Origin of the sequence: Flavobacterium fluviatile (assembly GCF_010645065.1) — a bacterium.
GTDB classification, from domain to species: domain Bacteria; phylum Bacteroidota; class Bacteroidia; order Flavobacteriales; family Flavobacteriaceae; genus Flavobacterium; species Flavobacterium fluviatile.
This window is the reverse complement of the sequence record NZ_JAADZW010000038.1, coordinates 1-19,040: the sequence shown is the minus strand read 5'-3', so window position 1 is coordinate 19,040 and position 19,040 is coordinate 1. Positions and strand designations below refer to the sequence as shown.

17 protein-coding genes are annotated in these 19,040 nt (G+C 36.1%); 13 read left to right on the top strand and 4 right to left on the bottom strand.

The window, feature by feature from the left end:
• Nucleotides 1-451 precede the first annotated feature (451 nt).
• The 4 genes from GXM17_RS20500 (at nt 452) to GXM17_RS20485 (ending at nt 4,973) form a co-directional block, all read left to right on the top strand.
• Nucleotides 452-2,428, top strand: a complete 1,977-nt coding sequence (locus GXM17_RS20500; RefSeq protein ID WP_163401383.1) for a urocanate hydratase — start codon at nt 452-454, stop codon at nt 2,426-2,428.
• Between the two features lie 25 nt (nt 2,429-2,453).
• On the top strand, nt 2,454-3,005 hold the full coding sequence (locus GXM17_RS20495; RefSeq protein WP_163401382.1) for a DUF4136 domain-containing protein: 552 nt from the start codon (nt 2,454-2,456) through the stop codon (nt 3,003-3,005).
• A gap of 254 nt (nt 3,006-3,259) precedes the next feature.
• Complete coding sequence (gene ilvA / locus GXM17_RS20490) at nt 3,260-4,504, top strand: threonine ammonia-lyase IlvA (protein WP_163401381.1); 1,245 nt, start codon at nt 3,260-3,262, stop codon at nt 4,502-4,504.
• Between the two features lie 85 nt (nt 4,505-4,589).
• Nucleotides 4,590-4,973: a group III truncated hemoglobin gene (locus GXM17_RS20485; protein ID WP_163401380.1), complete on the top strand. Its 384-nt coding sequence runs from the start codon at nt 4,590-4,592 to the stop codon at nt 4,971-4,973.
• On the opposite strand, the gene GXM17_RS20480 is transcribed toward GXM17_RS20485, so the two are convergent.
• Nucleotides 4,970-6,043 carry a DKNYY domain-containing protein gene (locus tag GXM17_RS20480; RefSeq protein WP_163401379.1) on the bottom strand — a complete coding sequence of 358 codons (1,074 nt, stop codon included), beginning with the start codon at nt 6,041-6,043 and terminating at the stop codon, nt 4,970-4,972. The genes GXM17_RS20485 and GXM17_RS20480 overlap by 4 nt on opposite strands.
• Nucleotides 6,044-6,280: 237 nt before the next feature.
• Here GXM17_RS20480 and GXM17_RS20475 point away from each other — a divergent pair, with 237 nt between their 5' ends.
• Nucleotides 6,281-8,038: an aromatic amino acid hydroxylase gene (locus GXM17_RS20475; protein ID WP_163401378.1), complete on the top strand. Its 1,758-nt coding sequence runs from the start codon at nt 6,281-6,283 to the stop codon at nt 8,036-8,038.
• Between the two features lie 211 nt (nt 8,039-8,249).
• Here GXM17_RS20475 and GXM17_RS20470 read toward each other — a convergent pair whose 3' ends face one another.
• On the bottom strand, nt 8,250-8,573 hold the full coding sequence (locus tag GXM17_RS20470; RefSeq protein WP_163401377.1) for a GIY-YIG nuclease family protein: 324 nt from the start codon (nt 8,571-8,573) through the stop codon (nt 8,250-8,252).
• Nucleotides 8,574-8,768: 195 nt separating this feature from the next.
• Nucleotides 8,769-9,389 carry a DUF4230 domain-containing protein gene (locus tag GXM17_RS20465; RefSeq protein ID WP_163401376.1) on the bottom strand — a complete coding sequence of 207 codons (621 nt, stop codon included), beginning with the start codon at nt 9,387-9,389 and terminating at the stop codon, nt 8,769-8,771.
• Nucleotides 9,390-9,561: 172 nt separating this feature from the next.
• Between GXM17_RS20465 and GXM17_RS20460 the strand changes: the two genes are divergently transcribed.
• Complete coding sequence (locus GXM17_RS20460; RefSeq protein WP_244307450.1) at nt 9,562-9,966, top strand: SpoIIAA family protein; 405 nt, start codon at nt 9,562-9,564, stop codon at nt 9,964-9,966.
• Nucleotides 9,967-9,984: 18 nt separating this feature from the next.
• On the top strand, nt 9,985-10,485 hold the full coding sequence (locus GXM17_RS20455) for a pyridoxamine 5'-phosphate oxidase family protein (RefSeq protein WP_163401375.1): 501 nt from the start codon (nt 9,985-9,987) through the stop codon (nt 10,483-10,485).
• Nucleotides 10,486-10,543: 58 nt separating this feature from the next.
• Here GXM17_RS20455 and GXM17_RS20450 read toward each other — a convergent pair whose 3' ends face one another.
• Nucleotides 10,544-11,566 (bottom strand): LLM class flavin-dependent oxidoreductase, encoded by a 1,023-nt coding sequence (locus GXM17_RS20450; RefSeq protein WP_163401374.1) that lies wholly within the window; start codon nt 11,564-11,566, stop codon nt 10,544-10,546.
• 179 nt (nt 11,567-11,745) lie between these two features.
• On the opposite strand from GXM17_RS20450, the gene GXM17_RS20445 reads away from it, so the two are divergent.
• The 6 genes from GXM17_RS20445 (at nt 11,746) to GXM17_RS20420 (ending at nt 18,663) form a co-directional block, all read left to right on the top strand.
• On the top strand, nt 11,746-13,101 hold the full coding sequence (locus GXM17_RS20445) for a sigma-54-dependent transcriptional regulator (RefSeq protein ID WP_163401373.1): 1,356 nt from the start codon (nt 11,746-11,748) through the stop codon (nt 13,099-13,101).
• 192 nt (nt 13,102-13,293) lie between these two features.
• Nucleotides 13,294-13,575, top strand: a complete 282-nt coding sequence (locus GXM17_RS20440) for a DUF7674 family protein (protein WP_163401372.1) — start codon at nt 13,294-13,296, stop codon at nt 13,573-13,575.
• 181 nt (nt 13,576-13,756) lie between these two features.
• Nucleotides 13,757-13,834 (top strand): K(+)-transporting ATPase subunit F, encoded by a 78-nt coding sequence (gene kdpF / locus GXM17_RS20435; protein WP_073489533.1) that lies wholly within the window; start codon nt 13,757-13,759, stop codon nt 13,832-13,834.
• A gap of 134 nt (nt 13,835-13,968) precedes the next feature.
• Nucleotides 13,969-15,690 (top strand): potassium-transporting ATPase subunit KdpA, encoded by a 1,722-nt coding sequence (gene kdpA / locus GXM17_RS20430; protein WP_163401371.1) that lies wholly within the window; start codon nt 13,969-13,971, stop codon nt 15,688-15,690.
• Nucleotides 15,691-15,889: 199 nt separating this feature from the next.
• Entirely contained in the window at nt 15,890-17,947 is a 2,058-nt protein-coding gene (gene kdpB / locus GXM17_RS20425; protein WP_163401370.1) for a potassium-transporting ATPase subunit KdpB, read from the top strand.
• A 164-nt stretch (nt 17,948-18,111) separates the two neighbouring features.
• On the top strand, nt 18,112-18,663 hold the full coding sequence (locus GXM17_RS20420) for a K(+)-transporting ATPase subunit C (protein ID WP_163401369.1): 552 nt from the start codon (nt 18,112-18,114) through the stop codon (nt 18,661-18,663).
• Nucleotides 18,664-19,040 lie beyond the last annotated feature (377 nt).

The window sequence follows — 19,040 nt, the reverse complement described above, 5'->3', positions numbered from 1 at the left end:
ATTGGTTCGCAAAACAAATTTACTTAACCTCTGCTTTGTTTTTTTATGCTATCCCAACTAGCAACTTGAATTAATTAGATAATGTGCCAATTTGAAAATTAGATAATTCAATTAAATTGCAATTTTTAAAATTGCTTCGCCTGTTCGCTATCGTTCGGGTCCAAATTCCAATCTAAATCTAAATCTAAAATTATAAATGGATATTCGCACACGAAAATTTAGGATTACAATCCATAAATCCTATCACAGGTCGGATATCCGCTATCCTTAGTTTCTTTAATTAGAAAATGTGCCAATTTGAAAATTAGATAATTTCCAATTCTATTTCGCTCCGCTTGAGCTTTTTGTGGATGATTATGGTATTATTTAGAAACAAAAAATGAATCTGTTGTTAATCTAACAAAGCTACCTTAGCAACTTAAAAGCTTAGCAACTCAGCTCCTTAAAAAAAATGACTTTCAAAGAACAAATACAACAAGGAATCCCTTCAATACTGCCACCAAAGCAGGCTTACGATCCAGCCATCAATCATGCTCCGAAACGAAAAGAAATCCTTTCGGCAGAGGAAAAAAAACTGGCTCTGAAAAATGCTTTGCGTTATTTCGATCCAAAACATCACGCCGAATTGATTCCTGAATTTTCAGAAGAATTAGAGACTTACGGACGTATTTATATGTATCGTCTTCGTCCGGAATATAAAATGTACGCAAGACCAATTGAGGAGTATCCGGGAAAATCATTGCAGGCAAAAGCCATTATGCACATGATTCAGAACAACTTGGATTATGCAGTAGCGCAGCATCCGCACGAATTGATTACTTACGGGGGAAACGGAGCAGTTTTCCAGAACTGGGCGCAATATTTATTAACGATGCAGTATTTGTCTGAAATGACAGATGAGCAGACTTTAACCATGTATTCAGGCCATCCGATGGGTTTATTTCCTTCGCATAAAGAAGCACCCAGAGTTGTGGTAACCAACGGAATGGTGATACCAAACTATTCTAAACCTGACGATTGGGAAAAAATGAACGCTTTAGGCGTCTCACAATACGGACAGATGACCGCAGGAAGTTATATGTACATTGGCCCACAGGGAATTGTGCACGGAACTACGATTACGGTCTTGAATGGTTTCAGAAAAATAAAACAAAATCCGGCAGGAAGCTTATTCGTAACTTCTGGTCTTGGCGGAATGTCCGGCGCGCAGCCAAAAGCAGGAAATATTGCCGGATGCATTACAGTCTGCGCCGAAGTAAATCCGAAGATTACTAAAATTCGCCACGAACAGGGCTGGATCAATGAAGTTGTAACCTCAACAGATGAACTGGTCGCAAGAGTCGCTTCGGCAAAAGCCAATAAAGAAACGGTTTCGATCGCTTATTTGGGAAATGTGGTTGACGTTTGGGAACGTTTCGATCAGGAAAACATTAAAATTGATTTAGGTTCAGACCAGACTTCGCTTCATAATCCCTGGGCTGGAGGTTATTATCCGGTTGAAATTTCATTTGAAGATGCCAATAAAATGATGGCTGAAAACCCGGAATTATTCAAAGAAAAAGTTCAGGAAACATTACGTCGTCACGCCGATGCCATTAACAAACACACTGCAAAAGGAACTTATTTCTTCGATTACGGAAATGCCTTTTTATTAGAAGCTTCCCGTGCAGGAGCTGATGTAATGGCAGCAAATAAAATCGATTTTAAATATCCGAGTTACGTTCAGGATATTATGGGACCAATGTGTTTCGATTACGGATTTGGGCCTTTCCGCTGGGTTTGTACTTCCGGAAACCCTGAAGATTTGTTGAAAACGGATACGATTGCCTGCGAAGTTTTAGAAAAAATGGCTGAAACGGCTCCTGATGAAATTCAGCAACAAATGCAGGATAACATTAAGTGGATTAAAGGTGCACAGGAAAATAAACTCGTTGTAGGTTCTCAAGCCCGTATTTTATACGCTGATGCTGAAGGCCGAATCAAAATCGCAGAAGCTTTTAATCAGGCGATTGCAAAAGGGGAAATTGGTGCTGTGGTTTTAGGCCGCGATCACCATGATGTTTCGGGAACCGACTCGCCATACAGAGAGACTTCAAATATTTATGACGGATCCCGTTTTACTGCCGATATGGCGATTCATAACGTGATTGGAGACAGCTTCAGAGGCGCAACCTGGGTATCGATTCATAATGGCGGCGGTGTTGGCTGGGGAGAGGTCATAAACGGCGGATTTGGTATGGTTCTTGATGGCTCTACAGAGGCTTCAAAACGTTTAGCTTCAATGCTTTTCTGGGATGTAAACAACGGAATTTCAAGAAGAAGCTGGGCTCGCAACCAAGGTGCTGTTTTTGCAATAAAACGTGCCATGGAGATTCAGCCGCTTTTGAAAGTAACTTTACCCAATATGGTTGATGAAAGCTTACTATAAAACAAAACATTTAATTCTAAAAATTATGAAAACTTTCAAATTAGTTCCGATTTTACTGCTACTGATCCTTACTTCATGCAGCAGTGTTACTGTTTATTCTGATTATGACAAAAATGTCGATTTTACGCCTTATAAAACATACGCCTTCTTCAAACCCGGAATTGATAAAGTCGAGATTTCTGATTTGGATAAAAGACGTATCCTTCATGCAATAGAAAGTGAACTACAGGCAAAAGGCTTTACGAAAAGTGAAAATCCTGACTTATTAGTAAATATTTTTACGAAATCAAGAGAACAGGTTGATGTAAACCAATTTAGCGCCGGATGGGGTTACGGTTGGGGATGGGGATGGAATCCATGGATGATGTATGGACCAAATCAAACTACTGTTTCCACTAGTACTGAAGGCACTTTGTTTATTGATCTGATTGATGCCAAAAAGAAAGAAATGATCTGGCAGGGAGAAGGAATTGGTGTTTTAACCCGAAACATCGATAAGAAAGATGAAAGAATTGCTGAATTCGTAAGCAAAATTTTAGCTCAATATCCTCCTCAGGTAAAACAGGCAAAAAAATAATTATTATATTTGCTTCTTTTACAAAATAAAATGACAAACTATACTAACATTATTATCGCTATTATTAGCATTATTGCAATTCAGCAATAATGGCGAGGTGTTGTATAAGTATGTAAAATATAATTTATAAGAACCTCCCAAAACGGGAGGTTTTTTTTATTTAAATCGCCACGAATTGCACGAATTAGCACGAATTAATTTCTTTTACAAATTAGTGTGAATTCGTGTAATTCGTGGCAAAAAAAGAAACCATTATGAATCTATTTAACGAAGTCCTTAATGCCAAAAAACAATTAGAAAATGTAGTTGCTGCCACTCCTCTAACCCAAAATTTAAATCTTTCGGACGAATTTAAATCGAATATTTTATTAAAACGAGAAGATTTACAAATTGTCCGTTCCTATAAAATCAGAGGCGCTTACAATAAAATTTCTTCGTTAACCGATGCTGAAAAACAAATTGGAGTAGTTTGTGCCAGTGCCGGAAATCATGCTCAGGGAGTTGCTTATTCCTGCAATTTACTGCATATAAAAGGCAAAATTTACATGCCTAAAACCACTCCGAAACAAAAAGTAAAACAAGTACAATTATTCGGAAAATCGTTTGTTGATATTGTTCTCACAGGAGATACTTTTGATGATGCTTATGCCTCAGCCACTGCAGATGCCATCAAAAATCATAAAATATTCATTCATCCGTTTGATGATGAAAAGGTAATTGCAGGCCAGGGAACGGTTGCTTTGGAAATTCTTGAAACTTATAAAGAATCTATTGATTATGTTTTTGTTCCGATTGGCGGCGGCGGACTGGCTTCCGGTTTATCTGAAGTTTTTAAACATTTAAGCCCGAATACCAAAATAATCGGTGTTGAACCAAAAGGCGCTCCTTCGATGAAAACTTCGATTGAAGAAAACAAAAATACAGCCTTAAAAACGATCGATAAATTTGTTGACGGTGCGGCTGTAAAACAAGTTGGAGACAAAACATTTGAAATCTGCCGATATAATTTAGAAGATATCATTCTGGTTCCCGAAGGAAAAGTATGCACTACCATTTTACGATTGTACAATGAAGAAGCTATGGTCGTTGAACCTGCCGGCGCCTTGACAATTGCCGCTTTGGATTTTTATAAAGATAAAATTAAAGGAAAAAATGTAGTCTGCATTGTCAGCGGAAGCAACAATGATATTGAAAGAACAGCCGAAATAAAAGAACGTTCCTTGCTTTACGAAGGTTTGATGCATTATTTTATGATTCAGTTTCCGCAGCGTCCGGGTGCTTTAAAAGAATTCGTAAACAACATTTTAGGACCGGATGATGATATTACATATTTTCAGTTTGCTAAAAAAACGAGCCGTGAAATGGGTTCTGTTGTCGTTGGGTTAGAATTGAAAAACAAAAAAGACATTCTCAATATTAAACTGAATATGACTAAAAACGGCTTTGAATTTCAATACCTCAATGACAATCCTAATTTGTTTACCCAGTTAATTGGATAAACAAATCTGTTGTTATGATAAATGTCAGGAAATAAAAAAGACCTTATATCGTATTTTTGCAATTCAAAATTTAATTAAAAAAAACATGGCACTTCAGGATATTTCAAACATAGAAGACATTAAACTTTTAGTAAATACCTTTTATGAAAAAGTACAGAATGACGATTTAATCGGACCTGTTTTTAATGAAAAAATGATGGGAAGATGGCCTGAGCATCTGGAAAAAATGTACCGTTTCTGGCAGACTATTTTACTGGAAGAACATACTTATTCCGGAAGCCCTTTTCCACCACACAAACAACTGCCTGTAAACCAATCTCATTTTGACCGCTGGATGGAAATATTCACTTCAACTGTTGATTCCTTATTCGTTGGAAAATTAGCAGAAGAAGCCAAAGTCCGTGCGGCGAATATGGCCTTCATGTTCAATTACAAAATAGAATATTTTAGAAACGGCGGACACAGCTAATTTATAATCTTACCGTTTCTAAATTTATTTGTTCCGTCTTCCCAAACATCATTTTCAGAAGTCCTTTTGAATGTTTTTGGATTGGCATTCTTTACAACGGCATCCTTATAATACACATGCTGATCGTCTTTGGAATAATCAGGAGCAATAATTTCAAATCCAGAAAAGCTAACTCCAATTATTTTTTTACCGTTATAATATAGGTTCGCCTTGTCTTTACAGTAGCCATAATCTAAAGATTCAAAAGATTCAATATCAATTTCAGGATATTCTGTTCCTTTGTAGATTAAGGTATCATTAACTACTACCGTAAAATAATCGATTTCTTTCGTGTTTTTAATAGTTTCGAAAGTATGAATCGTAAATTCATCTTTCGTAAAAGCAGAAACAACCGCATTTCCTATTTGAACGTATGTATCGTTAATAACTTTGATTTCTCCTTCCATTCTTTTGTGTTTCCGAATGACTTCATCTACATCATGTGCATACATTCCTTCTCCTCTGTCGTTAATAATTGAATAAATAAAATTCGCATCAACTGCTATTCCATCATTTAAAGGTTTGAAAGTTGCAGGATCTCCCTCTGTTTTTTTACTTCTGTAGAAAACTGCATTAGAATCCTTAAACCAGCTAATGCGTTTATGATCCGGAAGTGACTGATCAAGCAGCTGATAACTTTCAGGATCTGCTCCTTCTATAATTCCCAAAAAATTATATTCTTTTCCGTTAGTTGTATAAACATGATTTTTATCCTTAATAATTCCGGAATCATCTACATCAAAAGTGACATAATCAACATCTTGTTTTCTTCCTTTCCAAAAAATATGCTCTTTATCTTTTCCAAAGTCCCTGTTTATGGGCTGAAAAGATTCTACATCTGCATCAGATTCAAAATACCCCAACTCAAACCAATTACCCATTGGCGAATGCACAATCAAATTTTTTCTGTAATGATAAAAATACGAATCCGACACTTTGCTGTTTACCGGATCGCCTATTCTAAATAAAAAATATCTAATTCCTAAAAACCCCAGAACTATTATTGCTAAAATGATCAAAAAAACTTTCATACTTGTAAATACCTAAATATACTTTTTGTAAAACTAAGTATTTTATTGTTATTTTTTCATGTCTGATTTATCTTAAGCAGATAATCTGCCTTCAACAATTGACTTCAAAAACGCTAAACAACTAAAAACTGATAATTCTCTAACAAAACACTCTTATTATTAAAATTAAATATTAAAAAAGGCGTATTCAATACTTCAAATTTGTAATTTTACATTTCAACCTACCTTTTTTTCCAAATGAATCCGAACATTGAAACAAATCCGTTATTAGAAAGATTGCCCAAACATTTAAAGCAATTCATCAAACCACAGGATTATAGTGATTATACTCCCATTAATCAGGCGGTTTGGCGTTATGTGATGCGTAAAAATGTGGATTATTTGTCAAAAGTAGCACATCATTCTTATCTGGATGGTTTGAAAAAAACCGGAATCGAGATTGACGCTATTCCGAGCATGTACGGCATGAACCGAATCCTGACCGAAATTGGCTGGGCTGCCGTTGCGGTTGACGGATTTATTCCGCCCAATGCTTTTATGGAATTTCAGGCGTATAATGTTTTGGTTATTGCTTCGGATATCAGACAATTAGAACATATCGAATATACACCTGCACCGGATATTATTCACGAAGGTGCCGGCCACGCTCCTATTATTGCTAATCCTGAATATGCTGAATATTTAAGACGCTTTGGAGAAATTGGCTGTAAAGCGATTTCGTCCCATAAAGACTATCAGATGTATGAAGCGATCCGACTGCTTTCGATTTTGAAAGAAGCCGAAGATACACCACAGGAAAAAATCGATGAAGCCGAAAAAGCGGTTGCCGATTTACAAAATAATATGGGCGAGTTATCTGAAATGGCCCAGATTCGAAATTTACACTGGTGGACGGTTGAATATGGCTTGATCGGAACGGTTGAAAATCCTAAAATTTATGGTGCAGGACTCCTTTCCTCAATTGGCGAAAGTGCCCACTGTATGACCGATAATGTGAAGAAAATCCCTTATAATATCTCGGCTGCCAATCAGAATTTTGATATTACGCAGCTGCAACCCCAGTTGTATGTAACGCCCACTTTTTCGCATTTAAGTTTGATTTTAGAAGAATTTGCCAATAAAATGGCTTTAAGAACAGGAGGCTTGTCTGGCATTCAAAAACTTATTCAATCCAATGCTTTGGGAACAATTGAGCTGAGTACCGGCCTGCAAATTTCAGGTGTTTTCACTGATGTTATTGAAGAAGAAGGAAAACCGGTTTACATTCAGACAACCGGAAAAACAGCTTTATCGTACCGTGAAAAAGAATTGGTGGGTCACGGAACTTTGACGCATCCACACGGATTTGGCAGTCCGATCGGAAAATTAAAAGGCTTTAATCTGGCAATTGAAGATATGAGTCCGAAGGATTTACAGGCTTACAGCATTGTCGAAAACGAAACTGTAAAACTGGAATTTGAAGGCAATATTATTGTGGAAGGCGAAATCATCACCGGTTCCAGAAATTTACACGGAGAAATTATTCTGATCAGTTTTAGAAATTGTACCGTAACGCATGGTGAAACCTTTTTGTTCCAGCCGGAATGGGGAAATTATGATATGGCAATTGGTAAAAAAGTGGTTTCGGCGTTTTCAGGTCCGGCTGATGTGAATAGTTTTGACCTTATTAATAATGTTCCTAAAACGACAACCATTAAGGCTAAACATACAGACGAACGTGATGATCTGGAAATTTTATATTCGACAGTTCGAAATATCCGAAATAACAAAGATGCTAAATCTGAACTACATTTGGTTTTTGAAAAATTAAAAAACAATCACCCTAACGACTGGCTGCTTGCTGTTGAAATAACAGAACTTTTAAAAGATTCGGACGAAAAACAGCTTTTACAGGAAGTACTGGATTATTTGGCACGATTAAAAGAAAAACGTCCTGAAATAGCACATTTAATCTTAGGTGGACTTGACTTGATTTTTGATAAGGAAGCGGTTTAAAATATTTGATGAAGATGTGGACTCGCAAAGACGCGAAGTCGCATTTTTTTTTGCAAAGCCAACATTCATTGCTTGTCACTACGACAGAGGAGAAGTCACACCCGAAATTCGACAAAGATTGGCGATTTTGATTGCGGAGCTACTAGTGTGATTTGCTTCGCCAGTTCGCTATCGCTCGAGTCTCCTCCGTATAAATGACACAAAAGATCAATTAAATTGAGTCGAAATGATAATTTAGAAATTCTAATTTTGGATTAAAGTCCTTTATTAGTGTAATTTTCTTTTCTCTTCTCCATTTTTTTAATTCTTTTTCTCTGGAAATGGCTTCCTGAATCCAAACAAACTTTTCATAATAAATTAAGAATTTTAAACCATATTTCGAAGCAAAAGTTTTATTAGCAGTTTCTAAATTTTCTTTATGCTGTTGCAATCTTAATTTTAAATTATTGGTAACTCCAATATAGAAAGTAGAACGATAACTATTTGTGAGGATATAAACATAATATGAATGAAAACCTTCCTGAGTATTAAACATAGTCTTTAAATAATTCTATCATTTTCTAAGTTTTTTGTCACTTCGACGGAGGAGAAGTCACACCCGGAATTCAACAAAGATTGACGATTTTGATTGCGGAGCTTCTAGTGTGATTTGCTTCGCCAGTTCGCTATCGCTCGAGTCTCCTCCGTCGAAATGACAAGATTGTAAAAAAAATATCCTAATACCTTAAAATTACAACTTCAAATCCTGATTAAGCTCACTTTCCGATTCAATCACTTTTCCATTATATTGTAATTTCCATCCCATAGAATTTGTTAGGATTAAAATCTTAGACAATTCACTTATTAATCGGTTTTGGGCGTTTGTTTTAAGTGTAGATTTATCGATTTTTTTAGCCAGATTGGCTTTCACGGATTTATTGATTTTATTGTAATCTTCTCCGGTGAAAGGATTCAGTTTGCTTTGCTCCACATCATAAAACTTAATATCCGGATTGATTGTAATTTCTTCTTTAGGAATATTGAGAATTGTGATGGTTTTGTTTTTTTCGTCAATATCATATTTCATTTTGTGCAAATCGTAGGCTACCGTAACATTTGCATTTACAACCACAAGTGCTTTTTTCTCAAATGAAATCATATTCATGAAATATTTCTGTTGGTTTTTATACGTGATTACTTCAGAAAAATGCCCTTCAGTAACTACCAGCTTTCCAACATTTAAGATTTGCTGTTGAATAAGATTCGTATTATACTCAATTCCGGCATCATAGTCTTTTTTGAATTGACAATATTTGAAAGCCAGAATAATGGCAACTACAATCCCGGCACCAACTAAAATTCTCTTAAGCATAATTTGGATTTACATTTTATAATGATAGCTAATTTAATACTTTTTTGAGTAGAAATGCTTTAGTATTTCTAAAACCATCTAATCGGAAAATTTTGCGCGCATTGGAATTATGTAAGATAATCAGCTTTTTACATAAACCTAAAAGCTTACCTGTACTGTATTTTTGTGAAAAATGAATTTAACCTGCAAATATTTAAATGTTATGATTGAAAAAATTAAGGAGTTACCAGAAAACATGATTGGTTTTAAAACAGCTGGTCACGTAGTGAAAGGCGATGTTGATTTTGTTAAATCAGAAGTGCGTCTTTTAATCCATGAAACCCCGAAATTAAATTATTTATTATTTTTTGATAATTCTCCAACTGATTTTACTTTAGGAGCCTGGCTTCACGAATCCTTGCTCAGCTTTAGAAACATTACAAAATGGACAAGAGCCGCTATTGTAACGGACTGCCAGAGAATGATTAATTTCACTAAAGTTTTCAATAGAATTATGCCGGGAGAATTCAAAGGATTCAAAAAAGAAGATTATATGCTGGCCGTAGACTGGACATCAGAAAAAATTGATTTGGATTAACCCTAAAATTAAGATATCATGCATAAAGATTTAGATAATAAAGAAGCAGTAGAAAAAATAATTTCATTAGTAAAAGAAATTAAAACAGGAATTTTTGTAACTGAATTAACAAAAACACCTCTTCAGTCACGACCGATGAGCATTCAGGATATAGATGATGAAGGAAATTTGTGGTTTATCAGTTCAGCTAACAGCAACAAGAATTTTGAAATTCTGAAAGACAATCAGGTTCAGTTGTTTTTTGCCAATAATTCGAGTTCTCAGTATATTTCGATTTACGGTGCTGCATCCATATATAAAGATCAATCGATAATTGACGAATTATGGTCACCGGTTGCAAAAGCCTGGTTTGAAGAAGGCAAAAATGATCCGAACGTTACAGTTATAAAAGTAACCCCTTCAGATGCGTATTACTGGGACACGAAAGACGGAAAAGTTATTTCACTGCTTAAAATGGCAGGCTCAGCATTGTTTGGAAATACAGCAGATGTTGGTGTTGAAGGAAAATTAAAATTATAAAGAAAAAGGGAGACTTATTGGGACTGCATTGGGGACAGTCAACATTTGTCTCTCTTTTTTAGTTATAATTTTTCTTTTCTTCATTAAGTTCATCAATTACTTCTTTAGTAAGTTTTAAACTCTTCAATTTGGACTGGTGATCAAAAATTGGACTGGTAATCATCACCTCATCAATTCGGGAATAGTCAATAAACTTTTTTAAATCTTCTGCCAGTTGTTTTTTTGTCCCTACGAAAGAGCCGGCAATCATCTGATTGACGTGAAAACGTTCTTCTTCGCTCATAATATCATCCAGAGAATCCACAGGCGGCTGAAGTCCTTTTCGGTCATTTCGAATTAAATTCAAAAACATCTGATATAAACTTGTTGATAATCGGTCAGCTTCTTCAATGGTATCAGCAGCAATAATATTTACGCAAGCCATAGTTTTCGGTTTATCCAGAAATTTTGAAGGCTGAAAATTACTTCGATAAAATTCGAATGCCTGATACATCTGACGTGGTGCAAAATGTCCTGCAAAAGCATAAGGAAAACCATAAGCCGCCGCCAAAGAAGCACTTTCCATACTTGAACCCAAAATCCAGATAGGCACTTTTGTCCCTTCGGCAGGAAAGGCACGTACATTTGCTGTAGCATTTTCTTCCGAAAAATATTCCTGTAATTTGGATACGTTTTGCGGAAATCGCTGTGCCTGTTCAAAGAAATCTTTTCGGATAGCTTCTGCGGTTGGCTGATCGGTTCCGGGAGCTCTTCCCAGACCTAAATCTATTCGGCCCGGATACAATGTTTCTAAAGTTCCAAATTGTTCTGCTACGATTAAAGGCGAATGATTGGGCAGCATGATTCCACCCGAACCTACACGGATATTTTGAGTCTGACCGGCTACATATCCAATCAAAACTACAGTTGCAGTACTGGCTACATGCGCCATATTGTGGTGTTCGGCAAGCCAGAACCTTTTATATCCCAAAGCATCGGTTAGCTGGGCAATTTCTTTTGTTTTATTTAATGTTTCAGTAGCGTTGCTGTCATTATTGATAATAGCGAGTTCTAATATGGAGAGTGAAATTGGATTTTTCATGTAAATAAATATCTTTTTACAAAATTAATTCATTTAAAATGAAAGCTAAATTATGTACTGTTAATTGAATTATAATATTTAAAATGTTTTCTAACTTTCAAATTAAAACTTCAAACCTAAATGATTTTAAACCTAAATTTGTACATCAAATACCAAAATTTGATTTAGCATCTCTGCAAATGACACATACAATATTAATTATAGACGACGAAGAAAAGCTAAGAAGTCTGCTGGCACGCATTGTAAAATCAGAAGGTTTTGAAGTTTTTGAAGCGAAAGATTTAAAATCGGGTTTTAAAAAACTGGAGCAAACGGATATTGATATTGTTTTGTGTGATGTAAAACTGCCTGACGGAAACGGTGTCGATTTTGTTACAAACATAAAAAGCAGTTATCCATTAACAGAAGTTGTCCTGCTGACGGCTTTCGGAAATATTCCGGATGGCGTTCAGGCGATGAAAAACGGCGCTTTTGATTATATAGTGAAGGGGGATGATAATGATAAAATTATTCCGCTTCTTTATAAAGCTGTAGAAAAAGTACAATTGCAGAAAAAAGTACAACAGTTAGAAAAACGAATTAATGATAAGTATTCTTTTTCTACCATTATAGGAAAATCAAAAGGAATAGAACAAGTTATTGATCTCGCACAAAAAGTTGCCAAAACAGATTCTACTGTTTTACTTACAGGCGAAACAGGAACCGGAAAAGAGGTTTTTGCTCAGGCAATTCATGAAAACAGCAATCGGGCAGGAAAATCTTTTGTGGCTATAAATTGCAGCACTTTCAGTAAGGAAATTTTAGAGAGCGAACTTTTCGGTCATAAACAAGGCGCATTTACAGGAGCTTTAAAAGACAAAAAAGGGTTTATTGAAGAAGCAAATGGCGGCACATTATTCTTAGATGAAATTGGGGAAATGCCAATTGATCTTCAGGCGAAATTACTGCGTGTTATAGAAACCAGTGAATATATTCCTGTTGGAGACACGACTCCCAAAAAATCAAATTTCAGATTAATTGCAGCTACAAACAGAGATTTAAAAGAAGAAAGTGAAGCACATCGTTTCCGTTCTGATTTGTATTTCCGTTTGAATATTTTCGAAATCAAACTGCCTTCTTTGCGGGAAAGAGTAAAAGATATTCCCCTTTTGGCGAATTATTACGTTAAACAATTTTCTGAAAAAACGAATAAAAAAGCATTAGATATTGCGGATGATTTTCTGCAGAAACTGGAAAATTATTCCTGGCCGGGAAATATCCGCGAACTTAAAAATGTCATCGAAAGATCGGTTATTTTGAGCAATGGCAATACTTTAACATCGGATGTTCTGCCTTATGAAATGCAATATCAAACGGAAAATAATTTGAAACCAATGTCGGCTTTTTCGATGCAAAGTGTTGAGAAACTGCATATTCAAAAGGTTTTGAATTATACGAAGGGGAATAAAGCAGAAACGGCCAGATTGTTGGAAATTGGAATTGCGACTTTGTATAGAAAGATTGAAGAATATGGGATAGAAAATTCCAAAATTTAAAATCCAAATTCCAATCTCTGATTTGTAAATCATCTTATCATTTCAATAAAAGCTTATCATTTTGATAGGCTTTTTTTATGCCTGATTTTCGGCATAAAACAATAAATTCTTATTTTACAACACCTTACACTCTACAATACATTTTCGGAATATATTTTGGCATAAAGAGGAAGAACATTAAAAATTCTTCTCATGAAAAATCAGGTTAATTCTATTTACAAACAAGCTGAACGCTTTGCCGAGATAACTAAAAAAAATATCATCAGCGGCAATATCGTTCGGGCTAAAAAATGTTTGGCACTTGCTGAACGGTTATTTATTACCGGAAGCATTGAAACTAAAAATGCTATTTCAAACGTGTATGTCTTTTCGGTTTCGTCATTTATGGAAATGCGACACTGCAATATTTCGCATCTTTTTCCGCAAACGCTCAAAGCAGAATATATCAAGCAGGTTAATGCTTCAGGAATTTAATATGAAATATAATTTGTGATATGCCCCCACATTCAATTTTTACAAATTACATTTTACCTCTCTCCTATTACAAATCTAAATTCTAAAAATAATTATGATCACATTTCTTTTATCCGGGCTGGCTGTTTTACTGTTTGCTGTTTGTTTTCTCTGTGTTGAATTCTTCGAAAAAATCTAAATCATGACTGCACTCTTTATTGTTTCAATCGCCGTTTTCGTGTATTTGGTTTATGTACTAATCAAACCTGAAAAGTTTTAAAAATGAAAAAGTCCAATTATAAAAATAAAAATCTGCCATTGGTATATGCTTGTACAGCCTGGGCTTTAGCCTTTTTATTGCTTGTTCTATTTTTATAAATGCCCAAAAATTAAATAATTTCTAATAAACAAAATATGAATACAGAATTAATAGGTGTCATTGGAATTTTTATCCTTACTATTATTTTAGCCATTCCGATAGGAAAATATATTGCTAAAGTTTTCTTGGGAAACAAAACACTTCCTGACCCGATTTTCAATCCATTTGAAAAATTTATTTTCAAAATCAGTGGTATTGATCCGGCTGAAGAAATGAACTGGAAACAGCATCTCAAAGCACTTTTAAGCATCAATATGCTTTGGTTCTTTATCTGCTTTTTTGTCCTGCTTTTTCAGGGTTCTTTACCTTTAAATCCAGATAATAATCTGTCGATGACACCTGATTTGGCATTTAATACCGCCATTTCATTTCTAGTGAACTGCAACTTACAGCATTATTCTGGCGAAAGTGGCCTTTCTTACTTGTCCCAAATGGTGTTGATGTTTTTACAATTTGTTTCGGCTGGTGTTGGAATCGCAGCAGCGGTAATGGTTTTTACTGCTATGCGCGAAAGAACAACTGACAAACTGGGCAATTTCTACAATTATTTTGTAAAAAGCTGTACCCGTATTTTATTGCCTCTTTCAGTAATTGTAGCAATTGCTTTAGTTTTCAGCGGAACTCCAATGACTTTTGAAGGAAAAGATACAATCACTACTTTACAAGGTGATCAGGTTGAAGTTTCTCGTGGACCAGCTGCCGCTTTTATCGCTATTAAACATGTTGGTACAAACGGAGGCGGATTCTTTGGAGTGAACTCTGCGCATCCGTTTGAAAACCCAAATTATACAACAAATACTATTGAACTTGTTGCTCAGTTGATTATTCCTTTTTCGATGATCTTTGCGCTTGGTTTTTTCCTGAACAAAAGAAAATTCTCTTATATCGTTTTTGGAGTCATGACCGTTGGATTTTTACTCTTGGTAATTCCGACAATATCAAACGAGATCAACGGAAACCCTGCTATTGCAAAAATGGGAATCACACAGACAACTGGAGCCATGGAAGGAAAAGAAGTCCGTTTTGGTCCTGCTATCTCAGGTTTCTGGAGTATTGCCACAACGGTGATTTCTACAGGTTCTGTAAACAGCATGCACGATAGCTCGATGCCGGTTTCGGGAGCGATGCAGTTATTGGCCATGATGGTCAACGCTTTTTACGGCGGATGCGGTGTGGGTTATCTCAATTTTTACATTTTTATTATTCTTGCTGTATTTATTTCTGGTTTAATGGTGGGGCGGACTCCCGAATTTTTAGGAAAGAAAATCGAAGCAAGAGAAGTCAAAATTGCTGCTTTTATTGCTATTCTTCACCCATTATTAATTTTAGCAGGAACAGCTTTAGCTTCTTATTTTACTGCGAATGATACTGCGTTGGGCTATTGGTTCAGCGGAAATGCTACGGGCTGGTTAAATAATCCTGGCAATCACGGATTCTCTGAAATGTTATATGAATATACGTCGAGCGCTGCCAACAACGGTTCTGGTTTTGAAGGTTTGGGCGATAATAATCCGTTTTGGAATATCACAACCGGAATTGTTTTACTGTTAAGCAGATTTATTCCGATCATTGGACCTTTGGCAATTGCTGGTTTATTAGCCAACAAAAAATACATTCCGGAAAGTGCGGGAACCTTAAAAACGGATACAACCATTTTTGGAATTATGATTTTTGCTGTAATCGCTATTGTTGCGGCGCTATCTTTCTTTCCTGCACTGGCTTTAGGTCCATTGGCAGAATACTTTACTTTAAAATAATAACTCATTTTTCAATGCTTAAAATATTTTAAACACATAGAAGCATAATTTTTTCTTTACTAAAAAAAATGAATAATAAAGAAACAAGTTTCTAACACATAGCTCTACTATGTGTATTGATGCAAGTGAAACGCCTTTTCCTCAAAGTAAAACCTATGTTTCTATGTGTTTAGAAAAAGTCAACTAAAAATATAAAGAAATGACTAATAATAAATCCACATCATTGTTTGAAAGCAAACAGGTAAAAGAAGCTTTATTGCAGTCTTTTGTAAAGCTGAATCCAAAAATGATGATTAAAAATCCGGTAATGTTTACCGTAGAAATTGGAACTGCCATTATGTTTGCCGTTTGCGTTTCCATCTTAATGGGCGCGACTGATCAGGGCGGTTTTATTTACAATTTAATTGTATTCCTTATTTTATTCACAACACTTTTATTTGGCAATTTCGCAGAAGCCATTGCCGAAGCGAGAGGAAAAGCCCAGGCCGACAGTTTAAGAAAAACCCGTGAAGAAACTCCTGCCAGACAGATCCTTCCAAATGGAGAAATCAGAGATATCAGTTCTTCTCAATTAAAAAAAGACGATATTTTTATCTGCGAAGCAGGCGATTTAATTGCTGCCGACGGGGAAATTATCGAAGGACTTGCAACCATCGACGAAAGTGCGATTACCGGAGAGAGTGCTCCAGTAATTCGTGAAGCGGGCGGAGACAAATCGTCTGTTACGGGAGGAACAAAAGTATTGTCTGATAAAATCAAAGTAAAAGTAACTTCAGAACCTGGCGAAAGCTTTCTTGATAAAATGATTGCTTTGGTTGAGGGTGCGAGCCGTCAGAAGACACCAAACGAAATAGCGCTGACTATTTTGTTAGCTGCTTTTACCTTAATCTTCGTGATTGTCTGCGTAACCTTAAAACCTTTTGCCGATTATGCCAACGCTCCTATTACTATTGCTGCTTTTATTGCTCTATTCGTTTGTTTGATTCCAACCACAATTGGGGGTTTGCTTTCTGCAATCGGAATTGCGGGAATGGACAGAGCTTTGCGTGCCAACGTGATCACAAAATCAGGTAAAGCGGTTGAAACTGCCGGAGATATTGACGTATTGCTTTTGGATAAAACGGGAACAATTACTATTGGAAACCGAAAAGCAACTAATTTTTACCCAACAAAAGGCATTTCATTCGAAGATTTCGTTAAATCTTCCGTTTTAAGTTCGCTTGCTGATGATACGCCAGAAGGAAAAAGTATTTTAGAACTAAGTGAAATGATCGAGGTGAAAAATGAAGCCAAAGCCAGCTTTTTACAAACGACTTCTGACATCTCACACACCATCAAATTTACTGCTGAAACCAGAACTTCTGGCGTGGTTTTAAAAGATGGAACCAACATTCGAAAAGGTGCACAGGATGCTGCTAAAAAAATCGCAGAACAAGCCGGAAATACTTTCCCTGAAGATACTTTGCAACAGGTAATCACAATTTCTTCGAACGGAGGAACACCTTTGGTGGTCATTAAAAACAACGAAATTCAGGGAGTTATCGAATTACAGGATATCATTAAAACCGGAATGAAAGAACGTTTTGAGCGCTTACGCCGAATGGGAATCAAAACGGTTATGGTTACGGGTGATAATCCGTTGACGGCTAAATTTATTGCCGAAAAAGCCGGAGTAGATGATTTTATTGCCGAAGCAAAACCGGAAGATAAAATGAACTACATCCGAAAAGAACAAGCCGAAGGTCGTCTGGTTGCCATGATGGGCGACGGAACAAATGATGCTCCTGCACTTGCCCAGGCCAATGTGGGTGTTGCCATGAACAGCGGAACACAGGCTGCAAAAGAAGCAGGAAATATGGTCGATCTGGACAATGACCCAACAAAACTAATCGAAATTGTTGAAATTGGAAAACAGCTTTTAATGACCCGGGGAACGTTGACTACTTTCTCGATTGCCAATGACGTTGCGAAATATTTTGCGATTGTTCCTGCGCTTTTTATTACGGCAATTCCGGCATTGCAAGGTTTGAACATTATGCATCTGCACAGTCCTGAAAGTGCGATTTTATCGGCTGTAATTTTCAATGCGATTATCATTCCGATCCTGATCCCGCTTGCGCTAAAAGGTGTCGATTATCGACCAATTGGAGCGAGTGCGATTCTTAAAAGAAACCTTTTGATTTATGGTTTAGGTGGTTTGATTGTTCCATTTATCGGAATTAAAGTTATTGATTTACTAGTAGCACTTTTTATGTAAGGTTCTAAGATGCTAAGATTCTAAGGGGCTAAGGTTTTTCTCTTAGAATCATAAAATTCAGGAATCTTTAAAAACTCAAATAAAAAACACAGACTTTAGATTGCTAAGCTTCTGAAAAAAAACTTAGAACCTTAGCAACTTAGTCCCTTAGAATCTCAAAAAAAATGAAAAATCTATTTTCTATAATAAAACTTACTGTGGCTACTTTAATCTTGTTCGCAGTTATTTATCCTTTGGCTATTTACGGAATAGGTCAGTTGTCTCCAAATCAAGGAAAAGGACAAACTATAATCGTTAACGGCAAAGTTGTCGGATATCAAAAAATTGGTCAAAAATTCGATAAGTCGAATTATTTCTGGGGAAGACCTTCGGCTGTTGATTACAACGCTGCGGGAAGTGCCGGAAGCAACAAAGGGCCAAGCAATGCTGATTATCTGGCTTTGGTTCAAAAACGAATTGATACACTTTTATTAGTTCATCCTTATTTAGAGAAATCTGATATTCCTTCAGATATGGTTACGGCATCAGGAAGCGGTTTAGATCCGAATATTTCTCCACAGGGTGCTTTAATTCAGGTAAAACGTGTGGCCAAAGAACGAAATTTAGCTGAAGCTAAAGTAAAAGCTTTGGTGGAGTCTAAAATTAATCCGGCTGTGGTTGGCCCTGAAACGGTGAATGTTCTGGAGCTGAATGTGGCTCTTGATACGCTTCGCTAAAGATGCTAAGGTTCTAAGGTTTTTCTCCTGCAAGGTTTTCAAAAACCTTGTAGGTATTTAAGACTCAGTAGAAATCATAATCCCTTAACCACACAGTTTGTCATCCAGAGGAACGAGGGATCTTCGAAAGTAGCTCTACAAAGAATGTCAATTTGTGTCGATATTGCAACGAAGATTCCTCGTTCCTCGGAATGACAAACTGTACCGAAAAATTTAAATCGAAAACTGAACTTTAAAAAAATTAAATACCTAACAGGTTTTGGAAACCTGTTAGGATACTAGACACCTTTTTACCCCAAATGCCCTAGGTACTATCTTTAGTTCCTAATTTATTTTACTATTTTTTTTATATTTGTATGACCGAGAGGAAACTTCTT